Consider the following 20593-nt stretch of genomic DNA (forward strand, 5'->3'; position numbering starts at 1 on the left):
GCGCGCATCGCCTCGCCCGCTCCCGCCGAATCCCCACGACACGCATGGCTGCCCCCCGTTCCGACGCCGCCGCAGTGGTCGGCTGTGGACATACGCGCAGATCGCCGCGACGGCGGATCATGCGCCCACCCCGACGCAGGGGCAAAGCCGCGATCATTGCTATGCTGTGGCCATCCAGCGCCCGCAGCGCACCGATGCCCGATTCCTTCGATACCGCCCAGATCACCGGCCTGCTCGAGCGCTGCAACAGCGGCGACGCCGCCGCACGCGACCAACTGACGCCGCTCGTCTACGCCGAGCTCAAGTCGTTGGCCTCGCGCGCACTGCGCGGCGAGCGCGAGGGACACACGCTGCAGACCACCGCACTCGTCAACGAGGCCTGCCTGCGCCTGCTCGGCCAGCGCAACCTCGACGCCGGCAACCGCGCCCAGTTCGCCGCGCTCGCGGCGCAGGCGATGCGGCGCATCCTCGTCGACCACGCGCGTCGCCGCGCTGCCGCCAAGCGGCCGAGCTCGGAGCAACGCGTCGCCATCGACGAGATCGACCTACCGGTCGCCGCCGCCGACCTGCTCGGTCTCGACGCCGCGCTCGAACGCCTGGCCCAGATCAGTCCGCGGCAGGCGCGCGTGGTCGACCTCAAGTTCTTCGCCGGCATGGAACTGGAGGAAATCGCCGACGCGCTCACGGTGGCGCGACCGACCGTGGTGCGCGACTGGCGCATGGCGCGGGCCTGGCTGCAGCGCGAACTGGCGTCCTGAGCGCAGCGGGCATGGGCGGGTCCGACCAACGCTACGGCCGCGCCCAGGCGCTGGCGCACGAGCTGCTCGACCTGCCGCGCGCCGAGCGTGCGGCACGACTGGCCGCTGCCTGTGGCGACGACGCCGCGCTGCGCCGCGAAACCGAGTGGCTGATCGACTGCGCCGAATGCGACGACGACAGCGCGCCCGCGGCGCTGCAGCGCATCGACGCGCTGCGGCGCGATGTCACCACCGGCCGCATCGAAACCGACGCACCGCGCCACTACCGCCTGCTCGAACGGCTCGGCGAGGGCGGCATGGGCCAGGTCTGGCTGGCCGAGCGCGACAGCGCCGGCGTGCACCAGCGCGTCGCGCTCAAGCTGCTGCGCGGCGCTGCGCCGCCCACGGCGGGCGAGCTGGCGCGCTTCCTGGCCGAGGGCCGCATCCTCGCTGCGCTGTCGCATCCCAACATCGCCCACCTCGTCGACGCCGGCATCGGCGCCGATGGCCTGCCGTTCCTGGCCATGGAATACGTCGACGGCGAACGCGTCGACCGCTGGTGCGATGCCCATGCGCCGGCGCTGCGTGCGCGCATCGCGCTGTTCCTCAAGATCTGTGCCGCGGTCGAGTATGCGCACGGGCGCCTGGTCATCCACCGCGACCTCAAACCGGCCAACATCCTCGTCGACCGCAGCGGCGAAGCCAAGCTGCTCGATTTCGGCATCGCCCGCCTGCTCGACGCCGATGCCGGCGGCAACGCCACCACCGTGCTCAACGCGATGACCACGGCCTACGCCAGTCCCGAGCAGATCCGCGGCGAACCGCTCGGCACCGCCAGCGACATCTACTCGCTCGGTGTCGTGCTGTATGAACTCGTGGCCGGCGTGCGCCCGTTCGACCACATCAGCTCGGGACACGAGCGCGCCAATGCGGTCGTCGCCGGCGAGATCACGCCGCCCAGCCGCAGTACGCGCGCAGCCATCGCCGGCGGCCCCTCCGTCAGCCGCAGCGTCGCCCCGGCACGGCGCATTCCGGCCGACCTCGATGCGATCGTGCTCAAGGCGCTGCGCCGCGAACCGGCGCAGCGGTACGCCAGCGTGGCCGAGCTGGCCGCCGACCTGCGCAACTTCCTCGCTGCGCGCCCCGTGCTGGCGCGGCGCGGCCAGCGCGGCTACCGCATGCGGCGCTTCCTGTGGCGCAACCGCTGGCCGCTCGCGGCCGCCATCGCGATGAGCGTCATCGCCGCCGGCTTTACCTGGCGTACCGTGCTGGCCGAGCGCGAGGCGCGCGCGCAGGCGCGTACCGCCGAGCGTGCCACCGACTTCCTCACCTCGCTGTTCGCGGCCAGCGACGCCAACCTCAACGCCGCGCTGCGCCACGACCTGTCGGCACGCGAGGTGCTCGATACCGGTGCCGCCCGCATCGACCTCGAACTGGTGGCCGAGCCGCGGCTGCGGGCACGCTTGCTCGAGGCGGTCGGCAACGCCTATCGGCACATGAACGACAACAACCGCGCCGCCGGCCTCATGCGCGAGGCGGCCACACTCAACCTGTCCCCGGCGGTCGACGATCCGCTGGCCGGCGCACGCTGCCTGGAGGCGCTGGCGAACCTGCTTGCCAATGGCGAATTTCCGGCCGCGCAGGCCGAAGATGCCGCGCGGCGTTCGCTCGAACTGGCGCAGCGGCTCACCCCGGCCGGCTCGCAGGCGATCGCCAACGCCTGGATGGTGCTGTCGCTGGCGCAGAACCGCGCCGGCAACTATGCCGCGGCGCAGGTTTCGGCCGACACCACGCTGCGGATGAACCTGGCCCTGCGCAACACTGCCGACAATCGGCTGACGGCGGCCTACAACAACCGGTGCATCATCCTCGCCAACCGCGGCGAACAGGTCGCCGCCGAGCGCGCCTGCACGAGCGGCATCGCGCTCCACCAGGCCGACGGCAGCGGCGCCTCGGTCGGTGCCGCGATGACGTTGTCGCGCCAGGCCCAGAGCCGCGCCGCCCTCTTCGACGCGGCCGGCGCCGACGCGGCGATGAGGCAGGCGCTCGACATCGTGCGGGCGGCGCAAGGCGACGACGGGCCGTTCGTGGCGCTGTTCCGACTGCGCCAGGCGGTCATCCTCGACGACCGCGGCGACTACGCGCAAGCCGGCGAACTGCTCGACCACACCCTCGACACGCAGGCGCAGCTCAACGGCAAGACCAGCGGCGAGTACGCCGCCGTGCAACTCGAAATCGCGCGCCGGCACCTTCTCCTCGGCGAACTCGATGCGGCCTTGCCGCAGTTGCGCGAACGCGTCGCCACCTCGATCACGCGCTACGGCGCCGACGATCCGCGCGCGCTCGATGCGCAAACGCTCCTCGCGCAAGCGCTGCTCGACGGCGGCCACGCCTACGCGGCCGCGCGCGCGGCGCTCGATGCCGCGAACCTGGGCTGGGCCAGCAAGGACGATACCGCCGCACCGGCTGCGCTCGCCGCCGCGGCAACACTCGCGCAATGGTTCGCGATGCGCGGTGACGCGACCAACGCACAGCCGCTGCTCGATCGCGTGCTGGCCCGCGATGCGCGCAGCGACGTATGGACGCGCACACGCGCCGACCTCGCGCGCGCCACGCTCGCGCGCACGCGTGGCGACGCCGCTGCCGCGCTCGACGCCGAGCGCATCGCCTACGAACGCCTGCGCGACGTCGCCGGCGCCCGCCACCCACAGGCCGCGCGCGTCGGCCTGCGCTACGCGCACGCTCTGCGCGTCGCAGGCCACGACGGCGCAGCCGAAGCGCTCGAACGAAGCCTGCGCCCGATTCTCGAACAGGCGTTCCCGCAGGATTCGGCGTTCCGTGGCGACCATGGAACGCCGATTTAGCGACACCACCCACTGCGAAAGTCGGCGGAACGCCGGATCCAGGACGTGTCGGAGTCGCTGCAAGCCCGCTGCGCGCGCCGCCGGTACGCGCGCACGGTGTCGTCACGGACGCCCATCGCGCATGCCGGGATCGTGTCGGCCCTGCAGCCCGAGCCGGTCACGGGCTTGCCTCGACCCTCGTGTCGGGCTCGAAGGCGTGCGACGTGTCGGTATTGCGGTCATGCCGGTGCAAGCGCCCGGTACAGCGCGCTCGCGCCGGCCGGCACCGTGCGGAAGTGGTTTCACCGGCCGGCGAGCATGCCGCCGATTGAACCCGCCGCTGCCTGCACGAGACCCGTGACCATTCCCCGCGATGCCCCGCCGACGCCGTACCCGGCATGAGCGCCGCACCATACGTTGCCGGCTGCGGAAAACACGGCGAACCCCGCATCGACTCGTCCCGCGGCGGCAACGACGCCAGCGGGCACCGCCCGCAACGCCTGCGTGCCGGCGTCGGCAGCAAGGTGGGGCCATCGTTGAATCGGCACCGGGTCGGCACCTCGCGCCGGATGCACCAGCGCGAGACGCCCTCCCTTTTCATTGCCGGTCGATGACCGGCAGCGCCAACGGTGCGGCGCCGCCTTCGAGCAGGATCAGTCGCACGCCGTTTTCGCCGTCCATGCCGCCAATCGCCAGCGTCGCATCCGATCGCGCGGCGGTCCACGGCGAAACGTGCTCGCGTCCCTGCGCGTCGCGATGCATCAGACGCAGCAGCACGTTCGTCGCAGCGAGCGGCATGCGCTGCACCGCGACGCATTCGCTCGCGTCGCACGCGTCGAGCACGTCGTCGATGCGCGCACCGCTCGGTGGCGGCAGCGCGAACGTGCGCGTCGCGTCGCCGCCGAGGAGCGCGACCGCGTCGGCGCCGACGAGCCGTAAGGTGCCGGCGTAGGGCACATCGAAACCGTCGCGCAGCAGCACGAGCGTCTTGGTGTCGGTCTGCTCCAGCGGTTGCGCGCCGCCGATGGCGAGCATGAAGGTCGCCTCCGCTTCCGCGCTGCCGGGAAGCACCGGTACGCTGACGTGCCAGGTCACGCTGCGGCCAGGCGGCACGGTGACGGAGTCGTGCAGCGGGCCGTCACCGCTCGCGGTGCAGGAAGCGCCCGCGCCGCCGTCGAAGCATTGCCAATGTGCGTATTGCCCGTCGAAGGCACTCGACAGTGTGACATCCACCGGCACGCCAGTGGCGGGGCTGTGGCCGTCGTTGCTCAGCGTGATCGTGTAGTCGACGATCCGGCCATAACGCGCGAAAGCGCTGCCGCCGTCGATCGCCAGCGCCAGGTGCGGTGGCAAGGCAGCGCAATGGACGACGACGTCGGTGACGTTCGCGCCGCCGACCGTGCCGCTCGCATGGCCGACCGTGCAGCTCTGGCCGTCGGGTTGCTGTGCGATGTCGATGCTGTAATCCGTTCCGCTGGCGAGCGCGGTCGCGAACGCGAACGGCGCGTTCGCGCTCAGCGTGAGCGTCTCGCCGCCGTTGAGGCGCACGCCGACGCTGCCACCGGCAAGTCCGTCGACTCCGCCACCGACCGTGTAGGTATTGGTCGTGCAAGTGACGGCAATGTCGTCCACGTCCGCGTCGCCAACATCGCCGCTGGCGTTGTCGAGTGTGCAGGTCTGCCACGGCTGCGTCGGCTGGGCGGCGATGGCGACGTCGTAGTGCGTGCCCCAGGACAGTGCGGTCGGGAATTGGAACGTGGTGGCGTTCGGCGCGGGCGTCACCGTTTCGCCGCCGTCGAGCTGCAACTGCAACCCGCTGCCGGCAAGGCCGCCGATCGATCCGCCGATTGCATGCGTGTCGGCGGCGAACGTCGCCGTGACCGTACAGTTCGCGGCGAACGCGGCAAGCGCGTAGGTCGAGCCGCTCAACGCGCCGGCCGATGCGCCGCCGACGCCGCAGTTGTCGCTGACTGAGGCCAAGTGTGCGTGCGTATCCGCGGCGACATCGAGCAGCGCGCTCGCCGGCTGCGGTTCGGCCATATAACCGGCACCGCAGGTGCCGCTGTCGGCGCGGCAGGCGGCGATGCCGCTCGCCGTGGCCGCCGGCATGCTGGCGTCGGCCGTGACCGAGCCTGGCCCGGTGACGGCGACCGTCAAGCGCGTCTGCCGTACCTCGACCGCGCCGAGGTCGCAGCCCGCGCCTTGCGGACGCGCGACGCCGCGCTGATCGAAGTCGTACGGCGTCGTGCCGCAGGTCGCCGCGGCGCCGGCGTCGGTCGCTGCGCTACCGGGGCCGGGCAGCAGCGTCGGCGTCGCGCCGCCGTTGTCCTGCAACGTGCCGAGCTGCGGATTTGCCGCTATCACGTTCTGGCAGGTGGTCTGTCCGCCGGGGCAGCCCGCGGCGACGATACTGTTGCTGATCGCCACCGAGCCCTGACTCAAGTAATAGATGATCTCTGGCCGACCGGACGGATCGGCGAGGATCGCGCCGTCGATCGTGGTCGCCGACACCGCCGTATCGGTGGCGGCGACGAACATCGCCGCGCCCCCCGACCCGGTATTCCCGGCGAACGTGACGCTGCGCAAGGTCGGACTCGCCTGTCCACCCAATTGCGCCTGATTGGCCATGGCGCCGCCCATCGACGACGCGACGTTGGAGCTGAATGTCACATTCTCCAGACTCGGACTGGCGATGCCGCCGTAGCCGTAATTGCAGACGGCGGAGCCATACTGGCTGGCGAAATTGCCGCTGAAAGTGACCTCGCGCAAGTCAGGGCTCGCGGTTCCACCATTTTCGCCGCGATTGAACAGCGCAGCGCCGCTGTCAGCGCTGTTGCCAGCGAACCACAGCCGCGAAAGCCGTGGCAGGCAACTGCGGCCGGAGGCATCGGCGTTGCAGTACAGGCCGCCGCCGATCGGCCTGTTCAACTGACCGGGGATGCCGACGCCGCCGCTGATGACAAAGCCATCGAGCACCGTATCCGCGCCGATCGAACCCGCCGCGGTCGTTGCGTCCATGCGCACCACGCCGTAGCTGTTGGCGCCGTGCGCGTCGCTCGACGTGCGCGTGATGCCGGCCGCATCGACCGTGTCGTCGCCGTCGATGTCGCCCGACAGCACGGTGCGGTTCATGCCCGGATCGGCCTGCGCCGTGCTCGTTTCGCCGCCGACGAAGCCACCATGGACCTTGACGCCGGGGCGGATCGAGAACGTCGCGCCGCGGTCGGTGCCCGATGTGGTCGGCTTGTACACGCCTTTCGCCACCCAGACCTCGCTGCACAACGGCTCGAGCAGCGCCGATTGCAGGTCGACGTAGGCGCTGGCCCAGGTCAGGCCATCATGGGCGCCGCTCGCGGCGTGGTTGACGTAGCACACGTGCGGCGACGCCACTTCCACCGCGCCGATGTCGCCGGACAGGATCGTCGCGTGGGCGAGCGGGTCGGCCTGCGTGCGCGCCGCCTCGTTGCCCGCAAACCCGCCGTGGACCGCGCGGCCGGACGCGATGGCGAAGCTGTTGCCACGCGCCGTGCCCGGCTTGTAGGCACCCGCAGCGACCCAGGTTTCCGTGCAGGCCATATTGCCGAGCGCCGATTGCAGGTTCGTGTAGGCACTTGCCCAGTTCGAACCGTCGTTGGCGCCGCCCGCGCCGGCCTGCTCGTGGCAGACCGCCGCACCCGCGCCCGAAGACGCGAACAATGCCGCCGCCACGGCCAGGCGAGCATACGCTTTGATGATGTCCATGAAGCCCCTGATGCGATCGAAGAAACACGCCGGAGCGCCGTTCACGGCGCCCGTTCGTCGATCTACGCGCGAGGTGGCGGCGCCGAGGATCATCGGCCGCAGGACGTGGGCCGCGCAGGCTGGACGCGCATGCACGCGCCCGGCCGACCCGGTTTTGCGATGCGCTTGGATCGCGCCTTCGGCTAGCGCGCCGCGCCGAGATAGTCGAGCGCGGCCTGCAGCATGCCCGCGCTGCCGACGGCGAGTGCGCCTTCGTCGAGGAAGAAATGCGGCGAGTGGTTGGTCGGCGCGGTGGCGGGGTCGGTCCCCGCCGGTGTCGCGCCGACGAAGAAGTACACGCTCGGCACCTGGATGGCCTGGCCAAGCTGGGGAAAATCTTCCGAGGCGGTCCAGCGCTGCGCCTCGCGCACCCGGTCCTTGCCGAGCGCGGTCTCCAGGCTGGCGCGCACGCGCGCGGTCAGCGCCGGATCGTTGTAGTTGACCGGGTTGCTGCTGTCGGCCGACAGCGGCACCTGCGCCTCGACCGTGGCGCCATGGGCGGCGGCAACGTGCTCGGCGATGTTGCGCAGGCTGGCCAGCGCATGCTGGCGCATGCCCTCGTCGAACGCGCGCACGGTGCCCTGCAGCTCGGCCTTGTCGGGCACGATGTTGAAGCGCGAGCCGCCATCGAAGATGCCGAAGGTCAGCACCGCCGGCTCATGGTTGATGTCGAGCTCGCGGCTGACGATGGTCTGCGCCGCGGTGACGATCTCGGCCGCGGTCACGATCGGATCGACGCCCTTCCACGGCGTGGCGCCATGGCTCTGCTTGCCGTGCACGACGATGCGGAAGGTGTCGGAGCTGGCCATCGCGCCGCCGGCACGCAGCGCGACGACGCCGACCGGCAGCGCGCTGACCACGTGCATGCCGAAGATCGCGTCGGGGCGGAAGTCCTTGAACACGCCTTCCTTGACCATCAGCGGCGCGCCCCCTTCCTCGCCCGGCGGCGCGCCTTCCTCGGCCGGCTGGAAGATGAACATGACATCACCCGCCAGCTCGTTGCGCCGTTGCGCCAGCGCCTGCGCCACGCCGAGCGTCATCGCCACGTGCGCGTCGTGGCCGCAGGCATGCATGATGCCGACCGGCTTGCCGAGGTATTCGCCCCTGGCCTTGGACGCGAACGGCAGATCGACCTCCTCGGTCACGGGCAGGCCGTCCATGTCGGCGCGGATCGCCAGCCTGGGCCCGGGCTTGCCGCCCTTGAGGACGCCGGTCACGCCGGTGTGGGCGATGCCGGTGCGCACCGTGTAGCCGAACTTCTTCAATTCGGCGGCGACGAACTTCGCCGTGCGCCGCTCCTGGTTGGACAGTTCCGGATGCTGGTGCAGGTCGCGTCGCCACTGCGTCATCGTCGGCACCCATGGCGCCATCGTCTGCGCCGCGCCGGATGGCTCGCTGGCGGCGAAGGCGGGTGCGGCCAGCAGCAGCGCCGCGCCGAACAGGGTCTTGTGCATGGTGGTGTCTCCTCGTGGGGCCGGCATCACATGCCCAGGGCCAGATCTTCCGGCTTGACCTGGTCCAGATGCAGGCGGTTGCTGAACAGCGAAAACGCAAGGGTACCGGCCAGCCCGCGCGCATGCTGCAACCACGGCGGCACGTGGCGCGGGGCGGCGATCGTGCCGTCGTCGAACTGCGCCTGCAGCGCGAACACGTCGCGCAGCGCCAGCTTGCCCGCAAACAGGTTGCGGCACAGCGCCATGCGGTTGTGGCGCAGCGCCCAGCGGAAAAACGTGTGCACGGCCAGCAGGCCGTGCAGGTACACCGCGTCCTTGGTGAAGGCTGCGCCACCTGCCGGTGCCACGCCGCGGAACACGCGCTGCGCCGAGGCGAAGCTGTCGGCATCGCTCTGCCCCGCCTGCAGGAAGAAGCGGAACACCTCGATGAAATCGGCACCGCGCATCGCCATGTCGATGGCGAGGATGCGCAGCGAGATGCGCTGCATGCGCATGATGTCGATCGAGCCCGAGGCCAGTTCGGCGAACACCGCCAGCCCTTCCTGGGTGGCGGTGATGCGCGGTGAGGCGCGTGCCAGCGACTTCAGGCAAGGCTGCGCGCGACCGTTGAGCGCGGTCAGCGAGTGCACGAAGGCCTCGTGGTTGAGCAACTGGTCGCGGTCATAGCTGGTGAACGTGGCAGCCGCGCGCAGGCGGATGCGGGTGGCGCCAGCCGCCGCCTTGGCGATGAGGTCGGGGTCGGTTTCCACCTGCACCACGCCGGCGCCGAAGAAGGCATCGAGTCGCGCGCACAGCTCCTCGCGCAGCGCGCTGGCCGGAATCTCGTCGGGTGGCTCGGCCGCGCCGGCGCCATTGCCGACTTCGTCGGCCACCGCGATGAAGTGGTGTGCGGCATCGAGACTGGTCAGCGTCGAGCCGGGCAGGCGATCGTGGGGCTGGCCATACAACTGCACCGACAGCGCGGTGACCGCCGGCGTGCCCAGTGCATCGAGCAGGTCGGCGGCGATGCGCCAGGAGCGCGCGTTGCGCGCAAGGTAGTCGCCGATCGGATGACCGGAGTCGGCGGCGGCGATGATCGCATCGAGCTCGGCACGCGTCGCGGCCAGGTCGCAGCGCGGGTAGCTGACCTGCGGCAGACAGGGGCGGCCCGCGCGCCAGGCGGCGAGGAAACACTGCTCGGTCGCTGCCGGCCAGCTCACGTACTGCAGCACATGCATGCCGCGCGTGGCCGCCACCAGGCGGCGGTCGAGTTCGGCGTAGCGATCGATGTCGGTCGAGGTTGCCATCATGCACGGCTGGTGGTGGCGGCCGCGACGATAGCAGCTCGCGCAGTGACTGCGCCGCGAGCCTCGTCGGCGGCGACCCTCAGCGGCGGCCGGCCTTCTCGCCGAGGCGGCGGTGGAGCGCCTTGGTCAGCACCTTGGCGGTGCTCTTGCGCCGCAACTGCACTTCCAGCGCGTCGGCGCTGGCCGCCAGTTCGTCGCGCAGCTTGCGGTAGTTGCGCCAGCGATCGGGGTCGAGACGCCCGTCGGCGAGCGCCGCCTGCACCGCGCAACCCGGTTCGCTGCCATGCGCGCAGTCGCCGAAGCGGCACGCCTGCGCGAGCTCCTCGATGTCGGCGAACTGGCCGGCATCGAGCTGCTCCTCGCCGGTGAGCTTGAGCTCGCGCATGCCGGGGGTGTCGATGAGACAGCCGCCGGTCGGCAGCATGATGAGCGCGCGGTGGGTGGTGGTGTGGCGGCCGCGGCTGTCGTGCGCACGCACCGCCGCGGTCGCCTGGCGCTGCTGGCCGAGCAGGGTGTTGGTCAGTGTCGACTTGCCGGCGCCGGACGAACCGACCAGCACGCCGCTGCGACCGGGCCCCAGCTCGGCCGCGAGCGGCGCCACGCTGGCGGCATCCTTGGCATTGACCGCGACGACGCGCGCGCCCGGCAGGCGCGCCTGCAACTGCGCCACGCGCGCGACGGCGTCGCTGACGCGGTCGGCCTTGGTCAGTACCACGATCGCCTGCGCCCCGCTGCCCTCGACCAGCAGCAGGTAGCGTTCGATGCGTGCCGGGTTGAAATCACCATCGAGGCCGACCAGCACCAGCACGAGATCGATGTTGGTGGCGATGAGCTGCTGCTGGTGACTCTCGCCGGCGGCGCCGCGTCGCAGCACACTGCGGCGCGGCAGCACCTCGTCGATGGTCGGCGGCTGGCCCGGCGCCACGCTGACGAAGTCGCCGACGGCGGGGCGCAGCACCGGATCGAGGTTGCGGCGCAGGAAGCGCGCGGCCGGCTGGGCGTTGAACGTGCTCGCGCCATCATGCAGCTCATAACCGCTGCGATGCTGCGCCACCACGCGCGCGACACTGCCGCGGCCGGCCACCGCGACGTCGTCGGTGCCGCGCCAGCCAATGCGCGCCAGTCGTTGGTCGGGGCTGCAGGGGGCAGACATTGGCGCGATTCTAGCCGGCGCCGGCGCCTGTGGGCGGTCGAATCGGCGTAGACTCAAGCGGATCGGACGACAGCAGAGCGTCGCAACGAACACGATGGCCGACCGCGCAACATCCACGCCGATGGCGACGCCAGCGCCGGCGGTCGGCCGGTCCGCGGACGAGGACGGCGGTCGCCGGGTGGCGCTGGCCGCGATCCTCGCCGAGGTCTCGGGCCAGGCACTGCAGGGCGACTCGCTCGACGACACCCTGCAGCGCATCACCGACTGCCTCACGCGCGAGCTGCCGGTTGCGATCGCCAGCATCATCCTGCTCAACGAGACGGGCACCCATTTCGTCGACGAGGTGTGGAGCGGCGAACTCAACCTCGACCTGCCCAGCGGCCTGCCATGGCCAGTCACGATCGGTGCCGCCGGCCGCGTCGCGCGCAGCGGCCAGGCCCAGCTCATCGCCGACGTCGCAGCCGACCCCGACTACGTCGCCGGCAATGCCGACGTGCGCAGCGAATACCTGGTGCCGATCCGCCACCGCCAGCGCCTGCACGGCGTGCTCAACCTCGAGAGCACGCGGGCCGATTTCTTCACCGCCGAAGTCTGCGCGATCTTCGACGCGATCGCCCTGCAGGTGGCCGGCGCGATCCACCTCGCGCGCATCGTGCATGAACTGGAACACGCCAACCGCCGCCTGCGCCAGTTGTCGCTCAGCGACGGCCTCACCGGCGTTGGCAACCGGCGCTGCTTCGACGCGCAACTGGCCGACGAATGGTCACGGCATGCCGCCAACGGCCGGCCGCTGGCCCTGCTGCTGGTCGACGTCGACTGCTTCAAGCCACTCAACGACCACGCCGGCCACCTGCGTGGCGACGACTGCCTGCGCGAAGTGGCACGCCAGTGCGTCGCCGCCGCAGCGCAGCCCGAGGTCACCGTCGCGCGCATCGGCGGCGACGAATTCGCGCTGCTGCTGCCCGGTTGCGGGCTCGACGCCGCGCTCGCCTGCGCCGAGCGCGTGCGCGGCGCGGTCGAGGCGCGCGACCTGCGCCATCCGTTGGCACCGCAGGTGCCGCGCATCACGGTCAGCATCGGCGCCGCGATCGGACCGGCGGGCGATGCCTCGCCCCAGGCCCTCGTCGAACAGGCCGACCGCGCGCTGTATCTGGCCAAGGCGGCCGGGCGCAACTGCGTGCGCGCATTCGACCCGCGCGACCGGGCCGCGGCGGCGCCACGCGGCGCGTGCTGCGATGCGGCATCGTTGCTAAAATGAGCCGTTGCTACCGTCCGGTATTGCCATGCACGAGCCCCCCATCGCGGTCGCCAGCCGACTCGGCCAGGTGCGTTATGACATCCGTGGTCCGCTGAGTCGGCGCGCCCACGAGCTCGAGCGCGACGGTCAGGCGATCCTGCGCCTGCACATCGGCAACCCGGGCCTGTTCGGCTTCCGCGTGCCGCAGCACCTGCGCGACGCGATCGCCGAACACCTGCCGCGCAGCGAGGCCTACTGCCACCAGCAGGGCCTGGTCGAGGCGCGCGAGGCGATCGCCGCACTGCACCGGCGCAACGGAGTCGCGGCCAGTGCCGAGCAGGTGTTCATCGGCAACGGCGTCAGCGAGCTCATCGACCTCAGCCTGCGCGCCCTGCTCGACGAGGGCGACGAGGTGCTGGTGCCGGCGCCCGACTATCCGTTGTGGACCGCGGCCACGCGCCTCAACGGCGGTGTGCCGGTGCACTACCCATGTCCGGCCACGCGCGAGCACCTGCCCGACGCGGCCGAGATCGAGGCGCTGGTCACGCCGCGCACGCGCGCGCTGGTCATCATCAATCCGAACAACCCGACCGGTGCGGTCTATCCGCGCGAGCTGCTGCTGGCGCTGGTCGACATCGCCCGCCGTCACCGGCTCGTGCTGCTCGGCGACGAGATCTACGACAGCGTGCTCTACGACGGCGCCAGCCACACGCCGCTGGCGCCGCTCGCGGCCGAAGTGCCATGCATCAGCTATGGCGGCCTGTCCAAGGTGCACCTGGCCTGCGGCTACCGCGTCGGCTGGCTGGTGCTGAGCGGGGCGCCGGCGCGCACGGGCGAGCTCCTGCGCGCACTCGACCTGCTGGCCTCGCTGCGCCTGTGCAGCAACGTCACCGCGCAATGGGCGATCCGCCCCGCGCTCGAGGGCCCCAACGAAATCGGCCGGCTGACCGCGCCGGGTGGACGCCTGCATGCGGCACGCGCGGCGATCTGCGACGCGGTCGGGCGCAGCGCCTTCCTGCGCGTGGTGGCGCCGCACGGTGCGCTGTATGCATTCCCGAGCGTCGATCCGCAACGCCTGCCCGACTTCGACGACGCCCGTTTCGCGCTCGATCTGCTCGAGGCCGAGCGCATCCTGCTGGTGCCCGGGTCGAGCTTCAACATCGCCGCGCGCAACCACTTCCGGGTGACACTGCTGCCCGAACCGGCCGTACTCGAGGATGCGTTCGCGCGCCTCGAGCGCCAGCTCGAACGCTGCGCCGAACAAGCCGCCCGCCGCGTCGCCTGAGCGGCCGCGGGCGACGCTCTGTGGCACCGGCACTGCCGCTGCGCAAGCGGCAGCGGCCGCGGCCCGAGCGGCCCGACCCGGCCGCCGCGCGCGTTGCGGACGCCGCTCCACCACTGCAAATCAATCGGTTGCGGCCAGCCGGTGCGGAATCGAGCGCTGCATCCTTAACGAAACGCCAACACCGTTCAGCGAAGGCTTTGCTACTTTCCCGCCCTCGCCGGGTGTGCCGTTGGTCATGGCCGCCCTTGTCCGGTCCGGTTGCACGGGGTGTTGCGCCATGCGATTCCAGCCAATGACGTCGTCCGCCCTGTTGGCGCTGCTGCTGTCGGCCAGCGCCAGCGTCGCCGCCGCCCCGCTGCAGGGCCCGGCGCTCGGCGTGCTGGGCCTCGATCGCGCCGGCGCAATCGCCACCACGGCGCTGCCCGATGCAGGGACGATGCTGGTGCTGCCGGCCGAGCCGGTCGAGCAGGCCGCCGATGCGGCGCCGCCGGCCTCACGCATCCGCCGCCTGCTGGCCGATTTTTCGCTGAGCCTGCGCGAGGTTCGCTATCGGCGCGGTGGCCGCGACCCGCACACCGGCTTCGATTGCAGCGGCTTCGTGCGCTATGTCTACCAGCACACGATCGGCGCCCTGCTGCCATCCAATTCGGCCAGCCAGTTCCAGGTCGGCAGCAAGGTCGCACGCGCCGACATGCAGGTCGGCGACCTCGTGTTCTTCCGCACCCACGGCAAGCGCATCTCGCACGTGGGCATCTACCTGGGCGACAACCGCTTCATCCACTCACCCTCGACCGGCAAGCACGTCAGCGTGAGCAGCCTCGACGAGACCTACTGGGCGCGCCGCTTCGCCGGTGCCAGGCGCCCCGACGTGCTCGGCTGAGCCGCACCGGCTGGCCGCCCGCGCCGCGCGACCCATCAGCGCCGCCATGACTTCGCGCCCGCTCGGCCGTTCGGGATTGTCGATCGCACCACTCGTGCTCGGTGGCAACGTGTTCGGCTGGAGCGTCGACGAGGCCCATGCGGCCGGCGTGCTCGACGCGGCGGTCGATGCCGGCATCGACATGATCGATACCGCCGATGTCTACCCGGCCTGGGTGGCCGGCAACCACGGCGGCGAATCCGAGGCGATGATCGGCCGCTGGCTGGCCCGCAGCGGCCAGCGCCACCGCATGCGCATCGCCACCAAGGTCGCCAAGTGGGACGCACGGCGCGGCCTGTCGCCGGCCAACATCGAGGCGGCCGCCGACGATTCGCTGCGGCGGCTCGGAGTCGATCGCATCGACCTGTATTTCGCCCACGAGGATGACCCGCAAGTGCCGCTGGCCGACACGCTCGGCGCGTTCGCGCGTCTGATCGAGCGCGGCAAGGTGGCCGCCATCGGCGCCTCCAACTTCAGTGCCGAGCGGCTGGCCGCGGCGCTGGCGACGAGCGCCGCCGAAGGCCTGCCGCGCTACGAGGTGATCCAGCCCGAATACAGCCTGATGGCGCGGCGCGACTACGAGCGCACGCTGGCGCCGCTGGTGCAGCGCGAGCAGCTCGGCGTGGTGTGCTACTACGCACTGGCGAGCGGCTTCCTCAGCGGCAAGTACCGCAGCCAGGCCGATCTCGGCAAGAGCACCGCGCGCGCCGCCGCCGTCGGTCGCCATCTGAACGGGCATGGCCTGCGCGTGCTGGCTGCGCTCGACGACGTGGCGCGCCGCCGTGGCGCCAGCCCGGCGCAGGTCGCCCTGGCCTGGCTCATGGCCCGCCCCGGCGTCAGCGCGCCGATCGCCAGCGCGACGAGCCCCGCCCAGGTGACCGAGCTGGCCGGCGCGTTGCGGCTGCAGCTCGACACCGACGATCTGGCGAGGCTGGACGGCGTCAGCGCCTGAGGTTCACGCAGCCGGCGTCGGGCCTCGCTATCATGGGCGGCTGTCCGTTCGGGAAATCGCCATGTCCATGTCACCTGCTACCCGCGCCCGCATCGAGGCGCTGCTGGCCGGCCACCGCGTCGTGCTGTTCATGAAGGGCACGCGCCACGCGCCGCAATGCGGTTTCTCGGCAGCCGCCGCCGACCGCCTCAACAGCCTGCTCGACGACTACGCCAGCGTCGACGTGCTGGCCGACGAGGAAATCCGCGCCGGCATCAAGGAGTTCGGCAACTGGCCGACGATTCCGCAGCTCTACGTCGATGGCGAGCTGGTCGGCGGCGCCGACATCGTGCAGTCGATGTACGACTCGGGCGAGTTGCACGAGCTGCTCGGCCAGGCGCGGCCCGATCGCACGCCGCCGACGCTGACGATCACCGACACCGCCGCCGAGCAGATCCGCGTGGCCCTGGCCGGCGCCGGCGAGGCGTGCCTGTTCCTCACGGTCGATGCGCACTTCCAGCCGCGCTTCCAGCTGGGCCAGGCCGGTCCGCACGACATCGTGAGCGTCGCCAACGGGCTGGAGATCCATTTCGACCTGGCCAGCGCGCCGCGCGCCGATGGTGCGCAGATCGACTGGGCCAGCACGCCGCACGGCGTGGGTCTGACGATCTTCCTGCCGGCCGCACCCGCAGTCATCAAATCGATCGACGTGCACGAGCTCAAGCGCCGCATGCAGCACGGTGACCTGCTCGTGCTCGACGTGCGCGGCCTCGACGAGCGCAGCCAAGTGCCGTTCGCCGGTGCCGAGGCGTTCACGCCCGAGAGCCACGAGCGCCTCACCAACCTGCCGCGCGACACCGCAATCGCCTTCATCTGCCACCACGGCAACGCCAGCCGCAACGCCGCCGAGCACTTCCGCGACCACGGCTTCAGCGATCTGTACAACGTCGAGGGTGGCATCGATGCGTGGTCGCGCGAAATCGATCCGAACGTGCCGCGCTACTGAGGCGCGCCAATGGATGCCCTGGCCGGCCTGATCCGTGCGGTTGCCGATTTTCCGGCACCGGGCGTGACGTTTCGCGACATCACGCCGCTGCTGGCCGATGCGGACGCATTCCGCCGCGCGGTCGCGCTGCTGGCGGCACCCTGGCGCGACGCGCGCATCGACGCGGTCGCCGCCGTCGAAGCGCGCGGCTTCATCTTCGGCACCGCGCTGGCCGGCGCGCTTGGCGCCGGCCTGGTGCCGCTGCGCAAGCCCGGCAAGCTGCCACCGCCCACGCGCGGCGTCGACTATGCGCTCGAATACGGCCACGACCGTCTCGAAATGCGTGCCGACGCGCTGCCCGAGGGTGCGCGCGTGCTGCTCGCCGACGACGTGCTGGCCACTGGCGGCACGCTGCGCGCGGCGCGTGCGCTCGTGCAGGCGTGCGGCGCCCACGTCGTCGGCGCGAGCCTGTTGATCGAACTCGATGCGCTCGGCGGGCGCGCCGTCTGGGGCGATGCCGCGCCGCTGCACGCCTTGCTGCACTACTGACAGCCGCGTCCGGCGCCGCCACACCGCGCGACGCGGCAGGTCAGCTGCAACGATGTCGCGGCGATGACGACGCGCGCGCCGCCGCCGCGGCGGCAACGTACTCGACGATGACACCGGCCACGTCGACGCCACTGGCGGCCTCGATGCCTTCGAGCCCCGGCGAGGAATTGACCTCGAGCACGAGTGGCCCGCGGGCCGAACGCAACAGGTCGACGCCGGCGATGCCCAGGCCGAGCACGCGCGTGGCACGCAGCGCGAGCTCGTGCTCGCCGGAACTCAGCTCGACCGCGCTGGCGCTGCCGCCGCGATGCAGGTTGGCGCGGAAGTCGCCTTCGGGCGCCTGCCGCTGCATCGCCGCCACCACGCGGCCGCCCACCACAAAGCAGCGCAGATCGGCGCCATTGGCCTCGCGGATGAACTCCTGCACGATGAAATTGGCATACAGCGTGCGGAACGCCTCGATCATGCCGAGCGAGGCGCTGCGTTTCTCGGCCAGCAGCACGCCCTGCCCCTGCGCCCCTTCGTTGAGCTTGAGCACATGCGGTGGTTCGCCGAGCATGGCCAGCAGGTCGGCGCTGTCCTCGGGATTGTCGCCAAACACCGTGGTCGGCAGGTCGACCCCCTCGGCGGCGAGCATCTGCAGGGCGCGCAGCTTGTCGCGCGCACGCAGGATCGCTTCGGCGTCGTTCGGCGTCCACGCGCCCATCTTCTCGAACTGACGAACCACCGCCGTGCCGTAGAACGTGATCGAAGCCCCAATGCGCGGGATCACGGCATCGAAGCCATGCAGACGCTTGCCGCCGTAGTGCATCTGGAAGCTGCCGGGGGCAATGCGCATGTAGCAGCGCAGCGGATCGAGCACGCGCGCGACATGGCCGCGCTCACGGGCCGCCTCGACGAGACGGCGGGTCGAATACAGACGCGCGTTGCGCGACAGGATGGCAATCTTCATGCGCCGGTGGCTGCTGACTCGGCCGCGAGGGCCGCGGCGGCCGCAGTGTGCAGCAAATCGAGCCGCGATGGGACAACGCGCGGCGTCGCAGGATCGACCCGTGCCGCCGCCAGCCATCGTCCCCGGCGCACTCAGGCGCAGCGGGACCGCAACCGATGCCGCCGATTCAGCCGCCGTCGCGTTTGGTATCGCGGTTGTACTGATTCTTGCGCACGACTTCACTGCCGATCTTCTTGAGATTGGCGCGCTCGCGCACGGTCATGCAGGTGGTGGTGCGAAAGCGCGTGCCCATCTGTGCCTCGCGCGTGCACACCATGCGGTCGCCGTCATTGCCTTCGAGCAGCGCGTTGATCCGTTCCTGCGCATTGAGCACGACCACACGGTCATCGTCGCTCATGGCAGCGACCGACCCGCGCGCATCGAACAACGGCCGCAGCAGCGCAAGATTGCGCTCGATCTCGGCGCGGTCATGCTCACCGACGTCGCCGTAGCGCTCGCCGGGCTGCATCTGCTCGTGCAGGCGCGACACCTGCGCATTGAACGCGGCGCTGTCGGCGGCGTCGCGCCACCAGCGCTCCGAGGCCGTCGCCGAGACGCTTGCGGCAACGAGGATGCCGATACTCAGGATCAGGCAGCAGGCTCTGGACATTGGCTTCTCCACGTGGGCATCGATCGTAGCGGTGACCGAGCGGGCAAGCCAGAAGGGGGGAGCGCGGTCGACGCCGGTCGCGACCGCGTGCGACGCGCCTGCGCCCGACCTGCCAGCCACCCTGTACGCGTCCGGACGCAGGCAATCAGCATCCATCGCCCATCATTGGCATGCCCAACTGTGCGGCGGATTGCGGCAGGCGCGCATGGCCCAATCGGGCCGGTCGACGTCCTGCGAGGGCCCCCCCTTCATGAACTGGTTCTGGTAACCCTCGCGACCACCACGCGCCAGCTCGCGCCACTCCCGCTTGCTCTGGCAGATCTTGCGCCGGAAGTGGGTGCGGGTGGTGTGCTCCATCGTGCACACGAGCTGGTCGTCGTCGGCAGGGGCGGTCAGCAGGGTATTGATCGTCGCTTGCGCATTGGCCAGCTGCACCTGCTCCGGGTTGGTCATGCGCGATACCACTCCGCGTCGTTCGAACAGGGCCTGACGCACCGCCAGCTGGGTCTCGACCTGCGCACGGTTGGCCGCGCTGACGCCCCCATAAGGGCCATCGGGCTGCAGTTGCCGGCGCAACTCCGCGAGCTGCGCCGCGAAGTCGGCGCTGCTGAACGAGCTTTGCCACGTCATGTCGGCCTTGCGCGCCATGGCAGGGTCGATCCCGCAGGCAACACCCAGCACCAACACCAACGCCAGACCCATCATCCGCAGGAGTCGACCGCACATGAGACACCTCCCGTCGACATATCTACGAGTGTGTTCGTACGCATACGACGGTAGTCACGCACTGTCAGGCAGCACGCAGCCAGCGGCGTGCCGGCGGCTGCGGCGACGGCTCCAAGTGAGGCGGCATGCGCCTGCGTTCCGGCCGCCGCGCGCGCTCCCGTGAGGGCGCCCGGCAGCGCTGCGGTCACCGCCGCACCGACGCCGGACCCTGTTCCGGCCTGACGCAGGCGCGCCGCCGCCAGAGCCACGCCGCCGCGGCGCAGTGCCGGGTCGATCTGTGTCAGGAACAGGTCTTGCCGACGGCTGCGATCAGGCGGCCGGCAAGCGCGTGGATGCGCCCGGTGTGATCAGCCCTTGCCTGCCTGCTGCGCAGGCAGGCCGTCCCGACCTGCCTGCAGGTACATGCACTACTCCCGATCAATCAGTCGCCGACGGTCTGTGAAGGGCCGCCCTGCATCAGTTGCCGCTGGTAGCCCTCCTGACTCTGCCGCGTCACTTCGCGGCGCTGGCGGGCGGTCTGGCAGATCTTGGTCTTGAAGTGGGTACCCGAGCGCTGCTCGAGCGTGCAGATGAGGCGCTCGTCGTCGTTGCCCGTGAGCAATGCGTTGATCTTCTCCTGCGCGTTGGCCAGTTGCACCTGTTCGCGATTGTTCATGCGCGATGCCGCGCCACGCTCATCGAACAACTTCTGCACGACTCCCAGATTACGCTCGACCTCGCTGCGGTCGGCAGCGCCGATGGCGCCGAAACGGCCGCCAGGCTTCATCTCTTCCTGCACCGCCGCGGCCTGCTCGGCGAACTGCACCGCATCGACCGAGCTGGGCCAGGGTTGATCGGCCGTGCGCGCGAACGCGAGTGCGCCAGGCACGGCAAGGCAGGCGAGCAGGGCGAGGGCGGACAAGGGATGACGACGCAGACGCATGGAATGACTCCGGGCAGGGGGTGGGAAAGAAGTGATACGAATCGTATCGTACGATGACTGAGGCAGGGCCGGCTTGTCAACTGCCAAAGGTACCGACCGGGCCGCAGCGAGGCATCGACGTCGCGCACGCAGCCACACCGCCGCCGTGGGCCGGTCCGGGCATGGATGCAGTGATCGAGGTGGAG

At 70.9% G+C, this 20593-nt stretch carries 16 protein-coding genes; 8 read left to right on the top strand and 8 right to left on the bottom strand.

What is annotated here, in order from left to right; translation table 11 throughout:
- Positions 1-194 precede the first annotated feature (194 nt).
- Positions 195-758 carry an ECF-type sigma factor gene (locus tag KF903_RS12340; RefSeq protein ID WP_291215252.1) on the top strand — a complete coding sequence of 188 codons (564 nt, stop codon included), beginning with the start codon at positions 195-197 and terminating at the stop codon, positions 756-758.
- An 11-nt stretch (positions 759-769) separates the two neighbouring features.
- Positions 770-3601, top strand: a complete 2832-nt coding sequence (locus tag KF903_RS12345) for a serine/threonine-protein kinase (RefSeq protein ID WP_291215255.1) — start codon at positions 770-772, stop codon at positions 3599-3601.
- Between the two features lie 576 nt (positions 3602-4177).
- Here the strand turns inward: KF903_RS12345 and KF903_RS12350 are convergent.
- From KF903_RS12350 to rsgA, 4 genes are all read right to left on the bottom strand, one after another.
- Positions 4178-7321, bottom strand: a complete 3144-nt coding sequence (locus tag KF903_RS12350) for a choice-of-anchor Q domain-containing protein (RefSeq protein ID WP_291215257.1) — start codon at positions 7319-7321, stop codon at positions 4178-4180.
- A 182-nt stretch (positions 7322-7503) separates the two neighbouring features.
- A complete protein-coding gene (locus KF903_RS12355) occupies positions 7504-8814 on the bottom strand; it encodes an amidohydrolase (protein WP_291215260.1) in 1311 nt (436 codons plus the stop codon).
- A 26-nt stretch (positions 8815-8840) separates the two neighbouring features.
- The gene (locus KF903_RS12360) at positions 8841-10103 is read right to left on the bottom strand and encodes a flavohemoglobin expression-modulating QEGLA motif protein (RefSeq protein WP_291215263.1); all 1263 of its coding nucleotides are present in this window, start codon (positions 10101-10103) and stop codon (positions 8841-8843) included.
- 76 nt (positions 10104-10179) lie between these two features.
- The gene (gene rsgA / locus KF903_RS12365; RefSeq protein ID WP_291215265.1) at positions 10180-11253 is read right to left on the bottom strand and encodes a ribosome small subunit-dependent GTPase A; all 1074 of its coding nucleotides are present in this window, start codon (positions 11251-11253) and stop codon (positions 10180-10182) included.
- A 121-nt stretch (positions 11254-11374) separates the two neighbouring features.
- On the opposite strand from rsgA, the gene KF903_RS12370 reads away from it, so the two are divergent.
- The 6 genes from KF903_RS12370 to KF903_RS12395 all read left to right on the top strand — a co-directional run bounded on the left by KF903_RS12370 (position 11375) and on the right by KF903_RS12395 (position 17159).
- Positions 11375-12511 (top strand): sensor domain-containing diguanylate cyclase, encoded by a 1137-nt coding sequence (locus tag KF903_RS12370; protein ID WP_291215268.1) that lies wholly within the window; start codon positions 11375-11377, stop codon positions 12509-12511.
- A 25-nt stretch (positions 12512-12536) separates the two neighbouring features.
- On the top strand, positions 12537-13775 hold the full coding sequence (locus KF903_RS12375) for an aminotransferase class I/II-fold pyridoxal phosphate-dependent enzyme (RefSeq protein ID WP_291215271.1): 1239 nt from the start codon (positions 12537-12539) through the stop codon (positions 13773-13775).
- Between the two features lie 292 nt (positions 13776-14067).
- Positions 14068-14655 (top strand): C40 family peptidase, encoded by a 588-nt coding sequence (locus tag KF903_RS12380; RefSeq protein ID WP_291215273.1) that lies wholly within the window; start codon positions 14068-14070, stop codon positions 14653-14655.
- Positions 14656-14701: 46 nt separating this feature from the next.
- The gene (locus KF903_RS12385) at positions 14702-15646 is read left to right on the top strand and encodes an aldo/keto reductase (RefSeq protein ID WP_291215275.1); all 945 of its coding nucleotides are present in this window, start codon (positions 14702-14704) and stop codon (positions 15644-15646) included.
- A 61-nt stretch (positions 15647-15707) separates the two neighbouring features.
- Positions 15708-16631: a Grx4 family monothiol glutaredoxin gene (grxD, locus tag KF903_RS12390; protein ID WP_291215277.1), complete on the top strand. Its 924-nt coding sequence runs from the start codon at positions 15708-15710 to the stop codon at positions 16629-16631.
- 9 nt (positions 16632-16640) lie between these two features.
- Positions 16641-17159 (top strand): adenine phosphoribosyltransferase, encoded by a 519-nt coding sequence (locus KF903_RS12395; protein WP_291215279.1) that lies wholly within the window; start codon positions 16641-16643, stop codon positions 17157-17159.
- Between the two features lie 40 nt (positions 17160-17199).
- Here KF903_RS12395 and rimK read toward each other — a convergent pair whose 3' ends face one another.
- From rimK to KF903_RS12415, 4 genes are all read right to left on the bottom strand, one after another.
- Positions 17200-18111, bottom strand: coding sequence for a 30S ribosomal protein S6--L-glutamate ligase (gene rimK, locus KF903_RS12400; RefSeq protein WP_291215281.1), 912 nt, complete (start codon positions 18109-18111; stop codon positions 17200-17202).
- A gap of 166 nt (positions 18112-18277) precedes the next feature.
- On the bottom strand, positions 18278-18760 hold the full coding sequence (locus tag KF903_RS12405; RefSeq protein WP_291215283.1) for a hypothetical protein: 483 nt from the start codon (positions 18758-18760) through the stop codon (positions 18278-18280).
- Positions 18761-18922: 162 nt separating this feature from the next.
- Positions 18923-19408: a hypothetical protein gene (locus KF903_RS12410; RefSeq protein WP_291215286.1), complete on the bottom strand. Its 486-nt coding sequence runs from the start codon at positions 19406-19408 to the stop codon at positions 18923-18925.
- A gap of 499 nt (positions 19409-19907) precedes the next feature.
- Positions 19908-20408 (bottom strand): hypothetical protein, encoded by a 501-nt coding sequence (locus KF903_RS12415; RefSeq protein ID WP_291215289.1) that lies wholly within the window; start codon positions 20406-20408, stop codon positions 19908-19910.
- Positions 20409-20593: the final 185 nt, after the last annotated feature.

Source organism: Dokdonella sp. (assembly GCF_019634845.1).
Taxonomy (GTDB): Bacteria; Pseudomonadota; Gammaproteobacteria; order Xanthomonadales; family Rhodanobacteraceae; genus Dokdonella_A.

What these genes read in the sequence shown, in the direction of transcription:
- KF903_RS12375 (WP_291215271.1), top strand. Translation starts at nt 12,537, where the DNA reads ATGCACGAGCCCCCCATCGCGGTCGCCAGCCGACTCGGCCAGGTGCGT.
- KF903_RS12370 (WP_291215268.1), top strand. Translation starts at nt 11,375, where the DNA reads ATGGCGACGCCAGCGCCGGCGGTCGGCCGGTCCGCGGACGAGGACGGC.
- KF903_RS12355 (WP_291215260.1), bottom strand. Translation starts at nt 8,814, where the DNA reads ATGCACAAGACCCTGTTCGGCGCGGCGCTGCTGCTGGCCGCACCCGCC.
- KF903_RS12350 (WP_291215257.1), bottom strand. Translation starts at nt 7,321, where the DNA reads ATGGACATCATCAAAGCGTATGCTCGCCTGGCCGTGGCGGCGGCATTG.
- KF903_RS12340 (WP_291215252.1), top strand. Translation starts at nt 195, where the DNA reads ATGCCCGATTCCTTCGATACCGCCCAGATCACCGGCCTGCTCGAGCGC.
- KF903_RS12415 (WP_291215289.1), bottom strand. Translation starts at nt 20,408, where the DNA reads ATGCGTCTGCGTCGTCATCCCTTGTCCGCCCTCGCCCTGCTCGCCTGC.
- KF903_RS12385 (WP_291215275.1), top strand. Translation starts at nt 14,702, where the DNA reads ATGACTTCGCGCCCGCTCGGCCGTTCGGGATTGTCGATCGCACCACTC.
- grxD (WP_291215277.1), top strand. Translation starts at nt 15,708, where the DNA reads ATGTCCATGTCACCTGCTACCCGCGCCCGCATCGAGGCGCTGCTGGCC.
- KF903_RS12345 (WP_291215255.1), top strand. Translation starts at nt 770, where the DNA reads ATGGGCGGGTCCGACCAACGCTACGGCCGCGCCCAGGCGCTGGCGCAC.
- KF903_RS12395 (WP_291215279.1), top strand. Translation starts at nt 16,641, where the DNA reads ATGGATGCCCTGGCCGGCCTGATCCGTGCGGTTGCCGATTTTCCGGCA.
- KF903_RS12380 (WP_291215273.1), top strand. Translation starts at nt 14,068, where the DNA reads ATGACGTCGTCCGCCCTGTTGGCGCTGCTGCTGTCGGCCAGCGCCAGC.
- rimK (WP_291215281.1), bottom strand. Translation starts at nt 18,111, where the DNA reads ATGAAGATTGCCATCCTGTCGCGCAACGCGCGTCTGTATTCGACCCGC.
- rsgA (WP_291215265.1), bottom strand. Translation starts at nt 11,253, where the DNA reads ATGTCTGCCCCCTGCAGCCCCGACCAACGACTGGCGCGCATTGGCTGG.
- KF903_RS12410 (WP_291215286.1), bottom strand. Translation starts at nt 19,408, where the DNA reads ATGGCGCGCAAGGCCGACATGACGTGGCAAAGCTCGTTCAGCAGCGCC.
- KF903_RS12405 (WP_291215283.1), bottom strand. Translation starts at nt 18,760, where the DNA reads ATGTCCAGAGCCTGCTGCCTGATCCTGAGTATCGGCATCCTCGTTGCC.
- KF903_RS12360 (WP_291215263.1), bottom strand. Translation starts at nt 10,103, where the DNA reads ATGATGGCAACCTCGACCGACATCGATCGCTACGCCGAACTCGACCGC.